This is a genomic window from Burkholderia sp. BCC1985 (assembly GCF_905339915.1).
Classification (GTDB): domain Bacteria; phylum Pseudomonadota; class Gammaproteobacteria; order Burkholderiales; family Burkholderiaceae; genus Burkholderia.
In genome coordinates this window covers 318,981-335,599 of the sequence record NZ_CAJPGY010000001.1, presented here as the reverse complement: position 1 = coordinate 335,599, position 16,619 = coordinate 318,981, and the positions used below count along the sequence as shown (strand labels likewise).

Genomic DNA, 16,619 nt, shown 5'->3' with positions numbered 1-16,619 from the left:
TGAGACTTGTATTTGGGAGAATTGGATGAAAATCGCAAAAAACACCGTCGTGTCGGTCGCTTACAAGCTGTCGGATGCGCAAGGCAATCTGATCGAGGAAAGCGACGAGCCGATGGTTTATCTGCACGGCGGCTATGATGGCACGTTCCCCAAGATCGAGGAACAGCTCGACGGCCAGGAGCCCGGTTACCAGGCGCAGGTTCAGCTCGAGCCGCAGGACGCGTTCGGCGACTACGATCCCGAACTCGTGAAGATCGAGCCGCGCGATCGTTTTCCCGAGCCGATCGAAGTGGGCATGCAGTTCGAAGGCACGCCGGAAGACGGCGACGAGGAAGTGGATTCGCTGATCTACACGGTCACCGACATCGCCGAAGACAAGGTCGTGCTCGACGGCAACCACCCGCTCGCGGGCATGGCGCTGCGTTTCGCGCTCACGGTCAAGGACGTTCGCGAAGCGACCGAGGACGAGATCGAGCATGAGCACGCGCACGGCGCGGAAGGCCTCGAAATCGTCGACGAGGACGAAGACGAGGACGGCGACGCACCGTCAGGGCGCACCCTGCACTGAACTGGCGGGCAGGCCGGGCGCCGGCCCCGACGCAGGGGGCGGCGCGGGCCACGAGGCGCCGCCCGGCGTCGCGCCGTCGCCCTGCAGCGGCGGCGCGACCGACGACGAGTCGGGCAGGGCCGGCAAGGCCGGGATCTCCGGCATCTGCGGCAGCGGGACCTCGTCGCGCGGCACGACCGGCAGCGCGGGCGGGGTTGGCAGATTCTTCGGCACGTCCTGCAGGCTCACGTTGAAGATCGTCTGCCGGGCCGGCGACACGTTGACCTTCACCCACTGATTCGCCGGCTGACGCGGTCCGATCGCGACACGCGTCACATTTCCCACCAGCACACCGTCGTCCGCATGCAGCGGGCGATCGATCAGGAAACCATTCGCAAGCGGCTCGCTGCTCGCGTGCATCACCAGAATCGGGCCGCGGAATGTCGCCGCCGCCTTCACCAGCGTTCGTTTCAGTTCACGGAAGCCGTCGCGCATGCGCGGCCGGTTGAAACGCAACCACGCGAAGCGTTCGGTCCGCTCGTAGCGATCGAACTGCGGATCGCCTTCGAACATCACCACCATGGCGCGCGCTTCGCGCCGCTTCGCGTATTCGGCCGCGTGGTCGATCCAGAAGCCGTTCGCGACGATGCGGTCCTCGAATTCACCGTTGCGGCCGCCGGCCGTCAGATAGTGATTGTTCGGCGCCGGTGCGTTCAGCGCGACGTAGACGACGTCGTCATGCATCCAGCGCGCGTTTTCGCGATACGGCCGGAACCGCGCGACTTCACTTTCGCGGGTGATCTGCAGCGCGCCGGCGTCGGGCAGCGCGGCGTCCGCCAGCAGCGTCTGGCGCAGGAAGTCCAGGCGTTCGACCGGGTCGTAGCTGCCGCCGGCCGCCGTGTTGCACGTGACCCAGTCGTCGTGGCCGGGAATGAACACGAGCGGCACGCGCGATGCGCCCAGGATCGCGCCGCGCTGCGTGTACAGCGGGTCGCGGCACGCTTCCTTCGCACCCTTGAGGTCGCCCGCATAGACGACGAAGGCCAGATTGCGCTCGCGCGCGATCGATTCGAACAGCCGCTGCGCGGCCGGCTCGTCGGCCGGCGCGTTGATGACGCCCGACACGATCGCGAACGAGTAGGGGGCGGCGGCACGCTTGGGCGGCGCCGCGAGCGTGCTCGCCTGCACGAGCGCGAGCGTCGCCACGACCAGTGCGATTGCGGCGGCGCGGGCCGGCCGGCCCGACAGGAGGCGTTTACGCGTGCCCGTCGGCATCGTGCGAGCGGACGAGCGTGCGCAGTTCGTACAGCAGGTCGAGCGCCTCGCGCGGCTTGAGGTCGTCGGGATCGATGTCGCGCAGCTTTTCGAGTGCCGGATGCGGGACGTCGGCCGGCGCCGGCGCATCCGCGCACGCGAGTTCGTCGGCCGCGGCGGGCGGCGCGCTGAACAGGTCGAGCTGCGGCGTGTGCTGGGCGGCCGACTGCTGTTCGAGATACGCGAGATGCTTGCGCGCGGCGCGGATCACCGGCGCCGGCACGCCCGCGAGTTGCGCGACCTGCAGCCCGTAGCTCTGGTTCGCCGGGCCTTCGTTGACCGCGTGCAGGAACACGATGCCGTGGCCGTGCTCGACGGCCGACAGATGGACGTTGGCCGCTTGCGGGAATTCGGCCGGCAGCTGCGTCAGCTCGAAGTAGTGCGTCGCGAACAGCGTGTAGCAGCCGTTTTGTGCGAGCAGGTGACGCGCGATCGCCCATGCGAGCGCGAGGCCGTCGAACGTCGACGTGCCGCGGCCGATTTCGTCCATCAGCACGAGGCTCTGCGGTGTCGCGTCGTTCAGGATCGCGGCGGCTTCGGTCATCTCGACCATGAAGGTGGAGCGTCCGCCGGCGAGATCGTCGGCCGCGCCGATGCGCGTGAAGATCCGGTCGATCGGGCCGAAGCAGGCCGATTTCGCGGGCACGTAGCTGCCGACGTACGCCATCAGCGCGATCAGCGCCGTCTGCCGCATGAAGGTCGACTTACCGCCCATGTTCGGGCCGGTGATCAGCAGCAGCTTGCGCTCGGCGCCGAACCGGCAGTCGTTCGCGATGAACTGCTCGACCTGCGCTTCCACGACCGGGTGGCGACCCTGTTCGATCTCGATGCCGATTTCGTCGGTGAAGGCGGGCGCGACCCAGTCGAGCGTGCGGGCGCGCTCGGCGAACGCGGCGAGCACGTCGAGCTCCGCGAGCGCCGACGCGACGCGCTGGCACTCGGGAATGAACGGCAGCAGCGCCTGCAGCACGCCGTCGTACAGCGCGCGCTCGCGGGCCAGCGCGCGTTCCTGCGCGGACAGCGCCTTGTCCTCGAAGGTCTTCAGTTCGGGGGTGATGTAGCGCTCGGCGTTCTTCAGCGTCTGGCGGCGGCGATAGTCGTCGGGCACCTTGTCGGTCTGGCCGCGCGTGACCTCGATGTAGAAGCCGTGCACCTTGTTGTATTCGACGCGAAGGTTCGCGATGCCCGTGCGGGTGCGCTCGCGCGCCTCGAGATCGATCAGGAACTGCCCGCAGTTCTCGGAGATGTCGCGCAGTTCGTCGAGCTCCGCGTCGTAGCCGCGCGCGATCACGCCGCCGTCGCGCACCATCGCGGCCGGCTCGGGGGCGATCGCGCTCGTCAGCAGGTCGAGGCATTCGGCGGGCGGCGCGAGCGCCGCGTCGACGCGGGCAAGCGCATCCGCGTTCGCGACGATCGCGCTGATGCGCTCGCGCAGCGCGGGCAGCGCTGCGAACGTGTCGCGCAGGCTCGACAGGTCGCGCGGCCGCGCGGACAGCAGCGCGAGCCGCCCGGTGATCCGTTCGACGTCGGCGATCTGGCGCAGCGCGCTGCGCAGTGCGTCGAGGCTCGCGTTCGCGGGCGCGTCGAGCAGCGCGCCGATCGCTTGCTGGCGCGACTGCGCGGCGACCGACGCGCGCGGCGGGTGATGCAGCCAGTGACGCAGCAGACGGCTGCCCATCGTCGTGCAGCAGGTGTCGAGCAGCGAGTACAGCGTCGGCGATTCGGTGCCGCGCAGCGTTTCGGTCAGCTCGAGGTTGCGGCGCGTCGCCGGATCGAGTCCGATGTATTCGGTTTCGTTCTCGACCTTCAGGCTGCGCACGTGACGCAATTGCTGACCCTGTGTGGCGGCCGCGTACAGCAGCAGTGCGCCGGCGGCTCCGCATGCGCTCGTCAGCGAATGCGCGCCGAAGCCGTCGAGGCCCGCGACGTCGAGCTGGTCGCACAGGCGCTGCGTGCCCGATGCGATATCGAAGTGCCATGCCGGCACGCGCTTGATCGCGCCGGCGCCCGCGGGCACGGCGTCGGTCGCGCCGTCCGCCGTCAGGATTTCGGCCGGCCGGATGCGTTCGAGCGCGGCGCCGAGCTGGTCGGGTTCGATCTCGGCGAGCCGCAGCGCGCCGCTCGCGAGGTTCAGCCACGCGAGGCCGATGTTGACCGCGACGCCGCGCTTGTTGTGGCCCGTGCACATCGCGAGCAGGTAGACGTCGTTCTTGTCGGACAGCAGTGCCGCGTCGGTCAGCGTGCCGGGCGTGACGACGCGCACGACCTTGCGCTCGACCGGCCCCTTCGACGTGGCGGGGTCGCCGATCTGCTCGCAGATCGCGACCGATTCGCCCATCTTCACGAGCTTTGCCAGATACTGTTCGACCGCATGATGCGGGACGCCGGCCATCTTGATCGGCGTGCCGGCCGAGGCGCCGCGTTGCGTGAGGGTCAGGTCGAGCAGGCGTGCGGCTTTCTCCGCATCCTCGAAGAACAGCTCGTAGAAGTCGCCCATCCGGTAGAAGACGAGCGTGTCGGGGTGATCGGCCTTGATGCGCAGGTACTGCTGCATCATCGGGGTGTGGCCTGCAAAGGCCTCGGGCGACAGCGTGGTCATAGATCCGGCTTGAAGTTGTTGCTTGAGTTGCCCGAGTTTACCAGTGGCTTCGATGTAGGCGCGCGAAGTTGGCTGTTTGGCCAGGTGCCTGAGACGATAGGCGGCAGCTGCCGGTCAACACTGGTCTACCCGAGCAATTGGAAAAGCTAACGGTACATCTTTGCGAATGCAGCAGGTATCGTCTGGAACGAGAATGTAGGTTCTAGCGTAGTTTCGCGCGCAGTGCCTTGTCAGTTAAGGCGCAGATAGTGCAGCGTCCTCGGGGTGGCGGTTGCAGGTGCTGCGGTGGGGTGCGTGCCCATGTGATCAGGAAAAGTTGTTTGGGCTGCTAATTGGTCGGCAGTTTTTCGACGACGTCGGCATAGGTGGCATGGCACTTCAGATCACCGAATGCGCGATGGAATCCAGCGAAATCTTCTAGCCAAATCGGCAGCGCGTTGCGGGAAGCACTTGAACCGTTGATTCCCGAGTTCGAGCAATGGTTCGTAGGGGAGGGCGGTCGACGTCGATTGAATGTCGTCTCTCATCAGCCGTCACGACCATCGTACAATGGAGCCCCTCCGAATCGAGAGATGCGAGGGGCTAACGGAGATCATGCGATTTTTTGAATGATCAGATAACCTTGGAGGCTCAATGGTAATCCATTCTCGAGTCCCAAGACTTTCGAATAGCCGAGCCATAATGCCGTGCTCGCGCTCCAGTGGATCATCGGGCCGGTCATGCTGATTGATCCGAGACCGCTGGTAAGGGTCGGAACTATCGCAGCTATGCTGCTGGGCGGACCGGGGAAATATTGGACTGCATATTGATATGTGCCTGGCCATGGGTGCGACGTCGCGCCTATAGCCAGGGTGACTTGCGCGGGAAGTTGGTACGCATCCCTGGCGCGGTTGAGCGGAAGGATATTTGCCGATGATGCAACAAAATAAGTGCCATCCTGCGTGAGGCTTATGGTTCCGTCAGGATTAATGGAATATCCGAATTCATTGTATGGTGTCACCCCGATGTGGCAGTCGATCTGATAATACGACCCCTTGTCGATGCCCAGTCCACCATTGGCCTGCCCATTGTTTCCCAGTTCGATAACAAGGCTTGGGATGGTGGCGTTTCTCGCAGGCGGGCGCCCGTAACTGTTCTGGCTGGCAACAAGACCCAATGCCAACGGTGCAGCAGATGCAGTGATAAATTTCCTCCGATTATTTTCCATGTCAATTTCCTGTTTGAGTTTGACGGAGAATGCCTATCTCATAAAATATGGGGTGGCGCTTGATTGTATTTTGATTATTTGGGAAAAACAAATTCATGCCGATAATGCGTCAAAGCGTGAATTTTTATTATATTGACAATATAGTAAGCATAGTGCAATCCAGTACTGGATTTTGGAGCACCAAAATCGCCGTGCTCCGGCCGGCCAGGGCAAGCCTCTCGGCAATCGGCCGCGCAAACCTCCTGACGAACTGTCTGCCGACAGACGCGACGACTCTCGTCGATGTCCAAGAGGTTTTCAAAATAATCAGATCAGCCTGCCTGAAGATGTTCTGGTACCTGTGATGAACATATTGCTGCTTGAACTGGCGGTAACTGACGCAGGTCTCAATTCCTTCTATCGAGAGAATCGACAATGGTTGGCCATTGTTCATGCGATCGAGGAGAAATGGTATCGCGCTGGTGACGTGGAGATTGGGTTAAACCAGTGTCTCGTCCAAGACCCGGATGGATACTTGCTTCGGCTGACCAACGACCTCGGAGACAGGCCAATCAGTGCTACTTGATCCAACACCGAGGCGGACAAGGTCCGGCGGGAGTCAAATGTCTAGTTCGCTGTCACTCGAACGACCAATCCGGGTCAGTAACGGGCAGGCCACAACGGGGCGAGCGTAGGTTCCGGCGTAGCTTGGTGCGCAGTGCCTTGTCCGCTAAGCCGCAGGTACTGCTGCATCATCGGAGTATGGCCGGCGAAGGCTTCGGGCGACAGTGTGGTCATAGGTCAGGCAGGAAGTTGTTGCTTTGGTTGCCCGAGTTTACCAGTCGCTTCCATGCGCACGCGCGAAGTTCGCCGTTCGGCCAGTTGCCGGCGGCCGCGACAAGCCGCTGCCGGCTTGGACGGTCGGAGGTCCGAAGCACCCGAAATCGGCTGGACGTCGCCGGATCCGCTACCTGATCTTGAACGAATAATCGCCGTGCGTGCGATGCCCGTCCGACGCGACCGCCACCCAGTGCACTGTGTACGTGCCGGGCGGCGATGGCGGCAATGCCACATGGATCGCCTTCGTGTCATTCGGGTCGACTTCCGCCTTTTCCGTGTTCACCTGTTTGCCCGCCGAATTGCTGATGCTGAGCGAGCTGAATGCGGGTTCGAGCGGTCCGTCGAAGATGATCGTCACGCCTGCCGGCGCCGCTACTTCCGCGCCCGCGGACGGCGATTGTTTCTGCGGAAACACATGGGCGAATGCCGTCGACGCGGTCAGGATGCCCGTCGCGAAGGCAGCTGCGCATGCGCCGGAATGAAATCGGTCGAATCTGCGCATCATTGTTCTCCGTTGCCGAACAGCGGCTTGCCGATCGAGCGGGGCAGGATGTCATCGAGATAAAGGTGTACTTGCAACAGGATGCCCACGCCCGTTCCGCTCGCGTGATTGACCGGAATCTGCGCCTCGATGCCGAGCTGGCCCCAGCGATTCAGCCACAACGCGCCGGGGTTGATCGTTCCGGTCGTATGGCCCGAACACGGACTGGCGGTGCACGTGCTCATCGGCAACTCGACGACCGGGATCAGGCTGTCGAACGGCGCCTTGAGGCCCACGTCGCGCACGAAGTGCTGCAGATAGGGCAGGCTGTATTGCACGGTGACGCCCCAGTTCAACGAATTCGGATCGGCACGGTTCAATGCCAAGCGGGGGCCGACGGTGCCCGTGATCGCCAGCGGCTTCAGGTACTTCAGGCTGTCTGGCAGGTCGCCGAAGCCCTTGCCGAAGTACAGCGTCGGCGTGATCGCCGAGTGCGGATCGGCGATCGACCTCGCCCCCGTTCCGCCCAGCTCCGCGGTCGCGCCGACGGAGGCCATGAGCTCATGCCTTTCGTTGACGTAGAAGCGGTATTTGGCACCGACCTGCCAGTTGTCGAAACCGCGCGCCGAGCCGTCATTGGGCGCATTGAGATTGACGTACGTGCCGGTCACGGATAGCTGGAAACGGGACGTGATCAGCTTGTCCCATTCGAGTGTCGTCGTGTTGCTGTTCTGCTTGTCGCCGTCATCCGTGTCGGACTGGAGGTGGCCGAACTCGAGGTTGAGTTCGTCCCCGACGCCGGGATCGTCGACCGCCATGGTCGCCGGAAACACGCGGTTGCCGGCAATCGCGTGAGCCGTTGCAACGGACGGTAAAAGCAGCAGGACGGCAAATGCGGCTGGAATGATGGACGCTACAAGCGCCGGCATGGTATTGCGTGCAGGTTGGGTGTACATGGTCCCCCCGTTCTGAAGATCGCGTCGATGCGCTCGCGGGTCCGTCAAAAGACAAAGGACGCGCGAGCACCGGCGATGCAATGTCACAAGCATCGCCGCTGGCTGACTCATTCAGGATGAAAGCGGAGGGGCGCGCGGCTGTGCCGCGGTAAATCGGAAAGCGCTGCGGGGTGCCTGAAACAGGGGCGTCAACGCCGGATGAGCGGCCCGGTCCGTCGGCACGAATCCCGAGGTTCCGCCCAGTAACACCGGCATGTCGGCAAGCAGCCCGCAATATGCGCACGCCTGCCAGTGAACTGCCTTCCCGGGCAACGATGAACGGTCGGGGGCGGTGACATCCGGACCGTCCTCGCTCCGTACTGTACAGAACGACCCGGATACCGCCTCGAATGCTCGCTCGGACGACAGGCTCTGCGACACCGTCGGCGCAAGCGTCGTCAGCAGGATCGCAAGCAATCCCAGAATGCTGCCGATCTTCCTGCGAAGCAGAGCTGACATGACCTTGGCGGAATCATGCACCAGCAGGCGCGTTGCCGAAATTATGGCATGCGTGCCGGACCGCCCCCGATGGGTAATCTCCCGCCTCGTGCATACGCAACGGGAGGAATTTCGCGCCTGTTCTGACGCATGTCGGGCGTTCGTTTGCGCTAGACGCGACCGGCCGCTTCGGGGTGCGGGAGCGGCCGGTGCAGGCGTTTCATGGCGTAGGCTCGGGCCTCATCGCCTGGTCGATGCTTGGTCGGATGACGCGCAGGTACCGCTGCCTTCATCGGCGTGACGTCGGCAGGTGCGGTGGCGGGTCGGGCGTTCATGCGACGCGCAAAGCTCGCGTCGGCCACGCTCCTCAAACGTTGTCCATGCGCCAACGACGCGGCGTAACACCGGTCAGGCGCGTGAATGTTCTCGTGAAGTGGCTCTGGTCGGCGAAGCCGCATGCATCCGAGATCATTTGCAGCGGCATGGACGATGTGCGCATGTACATCATTGCGCGTTCGATGCGCTGATTGATCAGCCAGCGATGGGGCGGTAACCCGGTGGTCTGATGAAAGGCCTTGACGAAGTGGCCACGAGACAGGCCGCACGCTTTCGCCACATCGGCGATCGAGATGTTGCCGGTAAGGTGTTCGAGCAGAAAGCCTTTCGCCACGCGCTCCTGCCACGCCGTGAGTGTGCCGGTCGACTTCTCCCGCCGCTCGCCGATGCCGCCGTACAGACGCGCGACATGCGTCTGGAAGGCGAGCGCGACGTGGTCGATAAACAGCTGGGATGCGTGCTCGGGCCGCGCCAGGGCGGGGAGCAGGGCTTGGCCTAGGCGATGGATGACCGGATCCGTCGCACTCAAATGCGGCGGCAAGTAAAGCTGGGGCCGCTGCCTGCCACCGATTTCATCGACTGTCTCCTCCAGCGTTCGGCGCGGGAGGTGAAAATGGATGCAGTCGAACGCCCCCTTCAGGTCGGAAACCCAGTTGCGATCGAGGTCGTGAATCGTGACGGTCCCCGCATCATAGGGGACGAAACGAGCAACACGTCCGTCAAGCCACAATTCCTGTTCGCCGAACGCGCGCAATTGCAACACGATGAGATCGGCGTCTTCAAGTTCGTATGGCGCGGTTCGGCCAATATTTCTACGAGATGTCTGCAGTCGGCTGATGCCGACCTGGGTGTGCGGCAGCGTCTGCGTGACCACGCTTTGCCTGAGGTCGGCCGGCATGAAATCAGATGACGCGTTGTCCGACTGTGCGGCGGTCATGGATTCGTGGAAACGTGGAGCATTCGGCCGCGGAGTATATCAAAGCGAAATTTGGCCTGGCATCGGTCGGGTTCGGCACATTGACCACTAATGGCCGCGGCGCATCGCAAAGAGGGGGGAGCTTCGCGTGGCGAGCCTTGTCAGGCAGGGTGCAGATACTGCTGGATCACCCGGCGCACGGACCTTCGTGCGCCGGGCCTGACGGGCAATATCAGGACGCGTGCGCCGACATCAGATCGAGCGCCACCGCCTGCGCGACCTCGATACCGTCGATGGCTGCCGAATAGATGCCGCCGGCATACCCGGCGCCTTCACCGGCCGGATACAACCCTTCGACGTTCACGCTCTGGTAATTGTCCTTGCGCCGGATCCGGATCGGCGACGACGTGCGCGTTTCCACGCCGGTGAGCACCGCGTCGTGCATCGCGAAGCCGGCGATCTTCTTGTCGATCTGCGGCAGCGCTTCACGAATGGCTTCGATCACGTAGTCGGGCAGCGCGGTGCTGAGGTCGGTCGGGCGCACGCCCGGCTTGTACGACGGCACCACGGAACCGAGCGACGTCGACGGCCGTCCTGCGATGAAATCGCCGACCAGCTGGCCCGGCGCGCTGTAATCGCCGCCGCCGAGTTCGAACGCGCGTTCTTCCCACTTGCGCTGGAACGCGATGCCCGCGAGCGGGCCGCCCGGATAGTCCTCCGGCGTGATGCCGACGACGATGCCCGCGTTCGCGTTGCGCTCGGCGCGCGAATACTGGCTCATGCCGTTGGTGACCACGCGGCCCGGCTCGGAGGTCGCCGCGACCACCGTGCCGCCGGGGCACATGCAGAAGCTGTAGACCGCGCGTCCGTTGCTGCAGTGATGAACCACCTTGTAGTCGGCCGCGCCGAGCTGCTTGTGGCCCGCGAACTTGCCGAAGCGGCTGCGATCGATCAGCCCCTGCGGATGTTCGATCCGGAAACCCAGCGAGAACGGCTTCGCTTCGACATACACCCCGCGATCGTGCAGCATCTGGAACGTGTCGCGTGCGCTGTGGCCCACGGCCAGCACCACGTGATCGCACCGGAGCGTTTCGCCGTTCGACAGCGTCAGCGAGCGCACCTTGCCCTGATCGATCTCGATGTCCTCGACCCGGGTTTCGAAGCGCACTTCACCGCCCAGTTCGTGGATGGTCGCGCGCATCTTTTCCACCATGCTGACGAGGCGGAACGTGCCGATGTGCGGCCGGCTCAGATAGAGGATGTCCTCCGGCGCGCCGGCCTTGACGAATTCGTCGAGCACCTTGCGGCCGTAGTGATGGGGATCCTTGATCTGGCTGTACAGCTTGCCGTCGGAAAACGTCCCGGCCCCGCCTTCGCCGAACTGCACGTTGGACTCGGGATTGAGGACGCTCTTGCGCCACAGGCCGAAGGTGTCCTTGGTGCGCTCGCGCACGGCCTTGCCGCGTTCGAGGATGATGGGGCGGAAACCCATCTGCGCGAGGATCAGCCCCGCAAACAGGCCGCACGGCCCCATGCCGATGACGACCGGGCGCAGGAAGTTGCCGTGCTCGGGCGCCTTCGTGACGAAGTGGTACGCCATGTCGGGCGTCACGCCGCAATGCGGCGTGCCGGCGAGTCGCGGAAGCACGGCCGCTTCGTCCTTGACCTCGACATCGACGATGTACGTGAGCTTGATGTCGGAGCGCTTGCGCGCATCGTGCGCACGGCGGAACACCGTGTAACGGAGGAGCCCGTCTGCCGCCACGCCAAGCTCCGCGAGGCGCGCGCGAATCGCGGCTTCGAGGGCGCTCTCGGGGTGGTCGAGCGGGAGTTTAAGTTCGCTTAGCCGTAACATGAATATTCGGATACGGTCGCCACGAAGTCGTGGCGGTGTTGAGACGGGCGCGGGCGCGGCGCGGATTTACTCCGCTGCCGGATGCATGTAGCTGTAGCGGTTCAGGATCGGGATCATCTGCGCGTAGATCTTCGGATTCGCCGCGACGATCTCATGACGATGCAGGAAATCGGCGTCGCCCGTGTAGTTGCCGACGAGGCCGCCGGCTTCGGTGATCAGCAGGCTGCCCGCCGCCATGTCCCACACGTTGATGCCTTGCTCGAAGAACGCGTCGAGACGGCCGGCCGCGACGTTCGCGAGATCGAGTGCGGCCGCGCCCGGGCGGCGCAGCCCCGTGCAGGCCTGGGTCATTTCGGTGAACAGGCGCGCGTAGGCGTCGAGGCCGTCCTTCTCGCGGAACGGGAAGCCCGTGCCGACCAGCGCGTCCGCCAGGCGGTCGCGGCGGCCGACGCGGATGCGGCGGTCGTTCAGGTACGCGCCGCGGCCGCGGGTGGCCGTGAACAGGTCGTTCTTGTTCGGATCGTAGACGACGGCCTGCGTGACGACGCCCTTGTGCTCGAGCGCGATCGACACGCAGTAGTAAGGGAAGCCGTGGATGAAGTTGGTCGTGCCGTCGAGCGGATCGATGATCCACTTGAATTCGGATTCGTTCTCCGATTCGCCCGATTCTTCCGCGAGGATCGCGTGGTCGGGGTAGGCGGTCTTCAGCGTCTCGATGATCGCCTCTTCGGCGGCCTTGTCCACTTCGGTGACGAAGTCGTTCTGCTGCTTCTTGCGGATCTCGATCAGGTCGAGGTCGAGGGACGCACGGTTGATGATCTGTCCGGCGCGGCGCGCAGCCTTGACAGCGATGTTGAGCATGGGATGCATGAGCCTGGATCCTGTAGCCGGCGGCACGGGCCGCCACGAAGTGGAACACACCGCCCGGAACGGCGCAAAAGGTGCCGGGCGAGATGAGACGCGAATTGACAAAGAGCAGGGTACGACCCGCGTCGCACGGGGTGCGGCGCGTAAACGCATGATTTTACCCGATTTTCGGGAGTTTCAGGTGACCGGGATGCGGGGAAACCCCACTGGCCGTCCGGACGAGTGGGTTTGCCGGGGCGATGGCGATACCATACTGCCATTCTGACGAACCGAGTCGTATGTAGTGGAAACCCCGCAGAACCCCGCCGTGCCGTCCGAATCGGGCGCGGCTTCGTCCCCGCCGCCGTCCGGCGGCTTCACTTCTACCCGTTTCGTGCTCGTCGAGCCGAGCCATCCCGGCAATGTCGGGGCGGCCGCCCGCGCGCTGAAGACGATGGGTTTCTCCAGGCTCGTCCTGGTCGCGCCGCGCGTGCCGCACGTGCAGAGCGACCCCGAGGCGATCGCGATGGCGAGCGGCGCAGACGACGTCCTCGCGTCCGCGCACGTCGTGCCCACGCTCGGCGACGCGCTGTCCGGCGTCCACTGGTCGATCGCGCTGACCGCGCGCACGCGCGAATACGGGCCGCCGCGCCTTGCGCCGCGCGCGGCCGCCGAACAGGCGCACACGCAGGTCGGCACCGGCGACATCGCGCTCGTGTTCGGCAACGAACGCACGGGCCTCGCGAACGAGCACGTCGAGCAGTGCAGCGCGCTCGCGCATATCCCGGCGAATCCGGCCTACAGTTCGCTGAACCTCGCGCAGGCCGTGCAGGTGCTCGCGTATGAACTGCGTGTCGCGTTCCTGGAGCAGGGAAGCGAGGCGTCGCGCGACGCGCAGGCCGAAGTCGGCACGCTCGCGCAGAGCGACGAGATCGAGCGGATGTACGCGCACCTCGAGAACGCGCTGGTCGCGCTCGATTTTCTCGACCCGCGCAACCCGAAGAAGCTGATGCCGCGGCTGCGGCGCCTGTTCGCGCGCACCGGCCTCGAGCGCGAGGAGGTCAACATCCTGCGCGGCATCGCGAAGCACATCCTGCTGAAGTCCGGTACGCCCGAAGGCGACGCGTAAGCGGCCGAAGTACGCCGCGGCCGGGCGCTCATGCGTTCGACGGATGCGCTCCGCCTGCAGCCGGCGTGTCGCATCGGCCGCCGCGACGGGGGTGCCCGGTCCGTGCCCGGCCACCGGATGACCGCATAACCGCGTTACCTGGCCACGACGGGCGTCCCGCGCGAATACCCGCGCCGCCGACGGGGTGAACGCGCGACGCTGTGCGGCCGCGGGCGAGTGGCCCTACAATCGCCGAACATCATAAGCAAATTACCCGGCGCGATAACGACCGGCCGTTGCCGGCGGGCGTGCCGGCCTTTTCCCCAGCCCAGACCCGATCATGTTCACCAGACTGCGCGAAGACGTTGCGACGATTCGCGAGCGGGATCCCGCCGCTCGCAGTGCCTGGGAAGTGCTGACCTGTTATCCGGGGCTGCACGCGCTCGTGCTGCATCGCTTCGCGCATGCGTGCTGGCGCGCGAAGCGCTACTGGCTCGCACGCTTCGCGTCGCAGGCCGGGCGCTTCCTGACGGGTATCGAGATCCACCCGGGCGCGACGATCGGCCGGCGCGTGTTCATCGATCACGGAATGGGTGTCGTGATCGGCGAAACCGCGATCGTCGGCGACGACTGCACGATCTATCAGGGCGTGACGCTCGGTGGCACGTCGCTCACGCGCGGCGCGAAGCGCCATCCGACGCTCGAGGCCGGCGTGATCGTCGGTGCGGGCGCGAAGGTGCTCGGCGGTTTCACCGTCGGCGCGGGCGCGAAGATCGGTTCGAACGCGGTCGTCGTGAAGCCGGTGCCGGCAGGCGGCACCGCGGTCGGCAATCCGGCGCGCATCGTGATGCCGGCGCAACCGAAGCCGCAGCCCGAGCGCGCCGCGTTCTGCGCGTACGGGATCACGCCGAACGCGGACGACCCGATGTCGCTCGCGATTCACGGCCTGATCGACCACGCGGCGAAGGAAAGCCGGCGCGTCGACGAGATCGTCGCGGCGCTCGAGCAACTCGGCACGCATCTGGAAACGCTGCAGGGCGCGGACGCGGCGCGTCTCGATCTGCGCAGGCTGTCGGCGGTGCTGGAAGGCAAGGCGGTCGAGCGCCAGGCGTAACGCGGCGCATGCCGGCGGCGGCCGGCAGCTGCGGTCGTGTCGCTCGCGTCAGTCGAGCGGCATCGCGTGGATGCCTTCGGCGTCGACGCGCAGATAGCCGCCGCGCGGCATGCCGTGGTCGAGATCCCAGTCGGGCAGTACCCAGCGAATCCCGCCCGGTTCGAGGTGGCGCGCGGGGCGATGCGTGTGGCCGTGAATGATCACGCTCGCACGGCTCTTCCGGAACAGCGCGGCGATGCCTTCACGCGTGACATCGTAGATCGCCGAAGCGGGGCGCATCCGGCCCGCTTCGCTGTTCGAGCGCATCCGTTGCGCGAGCGCGCGGCGCCAGCGGAACGGCCACGCGAGAAACAGCGCCTGCGCGACGCCATTGCGGGCAAACCGCCGAAATATCTGATAGCCGCGATCGGCCGTGCATTGCGCGTCGCCGTGGGTGAGCACGATGCGCTGGCCGAACGACGTGATCAGCGCCGGGTCGCGCAGCAGCATCGCGCCGGCCGCCTTCATGAAGCGCCGGCCGAGCAGGAAATCGCGGTTGCCGTGCATCACGTAGAGCGCGATCCCGCGCTCCGAGAACGTATGCATCAGCGCGGCCATGCGTGCCGCGAACGGATCGTGGTCGAGCACGTCGTCGCCGATCCAGTATTCGAACAGGTCGCCGAGGATGAACACCGAGTCGGCGCTGTCGGCCGTGTATTTCACGAAATGCTCGAACGCGGCGACCGTCTTCGGAATCGCCTCGCTCAGGTGCAGATCGGAAAGAAACAGGAACGGGCGTGCGGCTTGCGCGTATTCGCGCTCGCCCGGCACGCCCGCGGAGACGCTTCGCGGCGGACTCTCCTGCAACATCGAAGTGCCTCCGTAACGGCTGTGGTCAGACCACCACGGCCTTTTCGATCACGACGTCGTCGGTCGGGACGTCCTGGTGGAAGCCCGCGTTGCCCGTCTTGACGCCCTTGATCTTGTCGACCACGTCCTGGCCTTCGACAACCTTGCCGAACACGGCGTAACCCCAGCCCTGCGGCGTCGGCGACGAGTGGTTCAGGAAATCGTTGTCGTTCACGTTGATGAAGAACTGGGCGGTCGCCGAGTGCGGATCGTTCGTGCGCGCCATCGCGATCGTGTAGTTGTCGTTCTTCAGGCCGTTGTTCGCTTCGTTGTCGATCGGCGCGTCGGTCGGCTTCTGCTTCAGGCCCGGCTCGAAGCCGCCGCCTTGAATCATGAAGCCGTTGATCACACGGTGGAACACCGTGCCGTCATAGTGGCCCTTCTTCACGTAGTTGAGGAAGTTCTCGACCGTCTTCGGTGCCTTCGCGGCGTCCAGCTCGAGCTTGATCACGCCGTGGTTCGTGTGCAGTTCAACCATGATGAATTCCTTCGGTGAGGCGGTTTAAATGGCACGCGGCCGGTCGTGCGACGCGGCCGCGTGTGGCGCCGGACGTGCCGGCAGGTGCTTATTTCGAAACGATGCTGGCCGATTCGATCAGGACCGGCTGGGCCGGCACGTCCTGCATCGGGCCGCGCGAGGTCGTCGCCACGCCTTCGATCTTCTTCACGACGTCGAGGCCCGACACGACCTTGCCGAACACCGCATAGCCGTTGCCGTCCGGGTTCGGGTAGTCGAGGCCGCTGTTGTCGACCGTGTTGATGAAGAACTGCGCGGTGGCCGAGTTCGGATCGCTGGTACGCGCCATCGCGATCGTGCCCGTCAGGTTCTTCAGACCATTGCGGCTTTCCAGCGGGATCGGCGCGCGGGTCGGCTTCTCCTCGAAGTTGGTCTTGTAGCCGCCGCCCTGGATCATGAAGCCCTTGATCACGCGATGGAAGATCGTGCCGTTGTACTGGCCGGCCTTCACGTAGTCGAGGAAGTTGGCGACCGTCTTCGGCGCCTTCTCCGGGTAGAGCTCGACACGGATGTCGCCCTGGGAGGTCTTCAGCTGCACGACGGGGTGCGCGGTGGCCGATTGCGCGAACGCGGGCGCGGTCGCGAGAAGGGCGGCGCCGCCAAGCGCCAGCAACAGACGTTTCATTGCGATCCTCAGGT

16 protein-coding genes are annotated in these 16,619 nt (G+C 65.0%); 4 read left to right on the top strand and 12 right to left on the bottom strand.

Features of this window, described 5'->3' with window-relative positions; all coding sequences use genetic code 11:
* The first annotated feature begins 25 nt into the window (after positions 1 to 25).
* Entirely contained in the window at positions 26 to 568 is a 543-nt protein-coding gene (locus tag U4Z31_RS01565; RefSeq protein WP_044847987.1) for an FKBP-type peptidyl-prolyl cis-trans isomerase, read from the top strand.
* On the opposite strand, the gene U4Z31_RS01560 is transcribed toward U4Z31_RS01565, so the two are convergent.
* The 3 genes from U4Z31_RS01560 to U4Z31_RS01550 form a co-directional block, all read right to left on the bottom strand.
* Positions 548 to 1,822, bottom strand: coding sequence for a hypothetical protein (locus tag U4Z31_RS01560; RefSeq protein WP_321809258.1), 1,275 nt, complete (start codon positions 1,820 to 1,822; stop codon positions 548 to 550). The two genes, U4Z31_RS01565 and U4Z31_RS01560, sit on opposite strands and share 21 nt — an antisense overlap.
* Positions 1,803 to 4,460 (bottom strand): DNA mismatch repair protein MutS, encoded by a 2,658-nt coding sequence (gene mutS, locus U4Z31_RS01555; protein WP_321801144.1) that lies wholly within the window; start codon positions 4,458 to 4,460, stop codon positions 1,803 to 1,805. The genes U4Z31_RS01560 and mutS overlap by 20 nt, the downstream gene beginning before the upstream one ends.
* Positions 4,461 to 5,052: 592 nt before the next feature.
* Complete coding sequence (locus tag U4Z31_RS01550) at positions 5,053 to 5,667, bottom strand: hypothetical protein (RefSeq protein ID WP_321809257.1); 615 nt, start codon at positions 5,665 to 5,667, stop codon at positions 5,053 to 5,055.
* 343 nt (positions 5,668 to 6,010) lie between these two features.
* On the opposite strand from U4Z31_RS01550, the gene U4Z31_RS01545 reads away from it, so the two are divergent.
* The gene (locus tag U4Z31_RS01545) at positions 6,011 to 6,232 is read left to right on the top strand and encodes a hypothetical protein (protein WP_321809256.1); all 222 of its coding nucleotides are present in this window, start codon (positions 6,011 to 6,013) and stop codon (positions 6,230 to 6,232) included.
* A 381-nt stretch (positions 6,233 to 6,613) separates the two neighbouring features.
* On the opposite strand, the gene U4Z31_RS01540 is transcribed toward U4Z31_RS01545, so the two are convergent.
* The 6 genes from U4Z31_RS01540 to U4Z31_RS01515 all read right to left on the bottom strand — a co-directional run bounded on the left by U4Z31_RS01540 (position 6,614) and on the right by U4Z31_RS01515 (position 12,377).
* The gene (locus U4Z31_RS01540) at positions 6,614 to 6,991 is read right to left on the bottom strand and encodes a copper resistance protein CopC (protein WP_321809255.1); all 378 of its coding nucleotides are present in this window, start codon (positions 6,989 to 6,991) and stop codon (positions 6,614 to 6,616) included.
* Positions 6,988 to 7,923, bottom strand: coding sequence for a hypothetical protein (locus U4Z31_RS01535; protein ID WP_321809254.1), 936 nt, complete (start codon positions 7,921 to 7,923; stop codon positions 6,988 to 6,990). The genes U4Z31_RS01540 and U4Z31_RS01535 overlap by 4 nt, the downstream gene beginning before the upstream one ends.
* Before the next feature lie 111 nt (positions 7,924 to 8,034).
* Entirely contained in the window at positions 8,035 to 8,421 is a 387-nt protein-coding gene (locus tag U4Z31_RS01530) for a DUF2946 domain-containing protein (protein WP_321809253.1), read from the bottom strand.
* Positions 8,422 to 8,767: 346 nt separating this feature from the next.
* Positions 8,768 to 9,673, bottom strand: a complete 906-nt coding sequence (locus U4Z31_RS01525) for an AraC family transcriptional regulator (protein WP_321809252.1) — start codon at positions 9,671 to 9,673, stop codon at positions 8,768 to 8,770.
* A gap of 211 nt (positions 9,674 to 9,884) precedes the next feature.
* Entirely contained in the window at positions 9,885 to 11,507 is a 1,623-nt protein-coding gene (locus U4Z31_RS01520; RefSeq protein WP_124522119.1) for an NAD(P)/FAD-dependent oxidoreductase, read from the bottom strand.
* A 66-nt stretch (positions 11,508 to 11,573) separates the two neighbouring features.
* The gene (locus U4Z31_RS01515) at positions 11,574 to 12,377 is read right to left on the bottom strand and encodes an inositol monophosphatase family protein (RefSeq protein WP_044847980.1); all 804 of its coding nucleotides are present in this window, start codon (positions 12,375 to 12,377) and stop codon (positions 11,574 to 11,576) included.
* A gap of 280 nt (positions 12,378 to 12,657) precedes the next feature.
* Here U4Z31_RS01515 and U4Z31_RS01510 point away from each other — a divergent pair, with 280 nt between their 5' ends.
* A complete protein-coding gene (locus U4Z31_RS01510) occupies positions 12,658 to 13,482 on the top strand; it encodes an RNA methyltransferase (protein WP_321809251.1) in 825 nt (274 codons plus the stop codon).
* A 319-nt stretch (positions 13,483 to 13,801) separates the two neighbouring features.
* A complete protein-coding gene (gene cysE, locus U4Z31_RS01505) occupies positions 13,802 to 14,575 on the top strand; it encodes a serine O-acetyltransferase (RefSeq protein WP_044847978.1) in 774 nt (257 codons plus the stop codon).
* A 48-nt stretch (positions 14,576 to 14,623) separates the two neighbouring features.
* Here cysE and U4Z31_RS01500 read toward each other — a convergent pair whose 3' ends face one another.
* The 3 genes from U4Z31_RS01500 to U4Z31_RS01490 all read right to left on the bottom strand — a co-directional run bounded on the left by U4Z31_RS01500 (position 14,624) and on the right by U4Z31_RS01490 (position 16,605).
* Complete coding sequence (locus U4Z31_RS01500; RefSeq protein WP_044847977.1) at positions 14,624 to 15,424, bottom strand: UDP-2,3-diacylglucosamine diphosphatase; 801 nt, start codon at positions 15,422 to 15,424, stop codon at positions 14,624 to 14,626.
* Positions 15,425 to 15,449: 25 nt separating this feature from the next.
* Positions 15,450 to 15,941, bottom strand: coding sequence for a peptidylprolyl isomerase (locus U4Z31_RS01495; RefSeq protein WP_006483987.1), 492 nt, complete (start codon positions 15,939 to 15,941; stop codon positions 15,450 to 15,452).
* A gap of 88 nt (positions 15,942 to 16,029) precedes the next feature.
* Positions 16,030 to 16,605, bottom strand: a complete 576-nt coding sequence (locus tag U4Z31_RS01490; protein ID WP_012364186.1) for a peptidylprolyl isomerase — start codon at positions 16,603 to 16,605, stop codon at positions 16,030 to 16,032.
* Positions 16,606 to 16,619 lie beyond the last annotated feature (14 nt).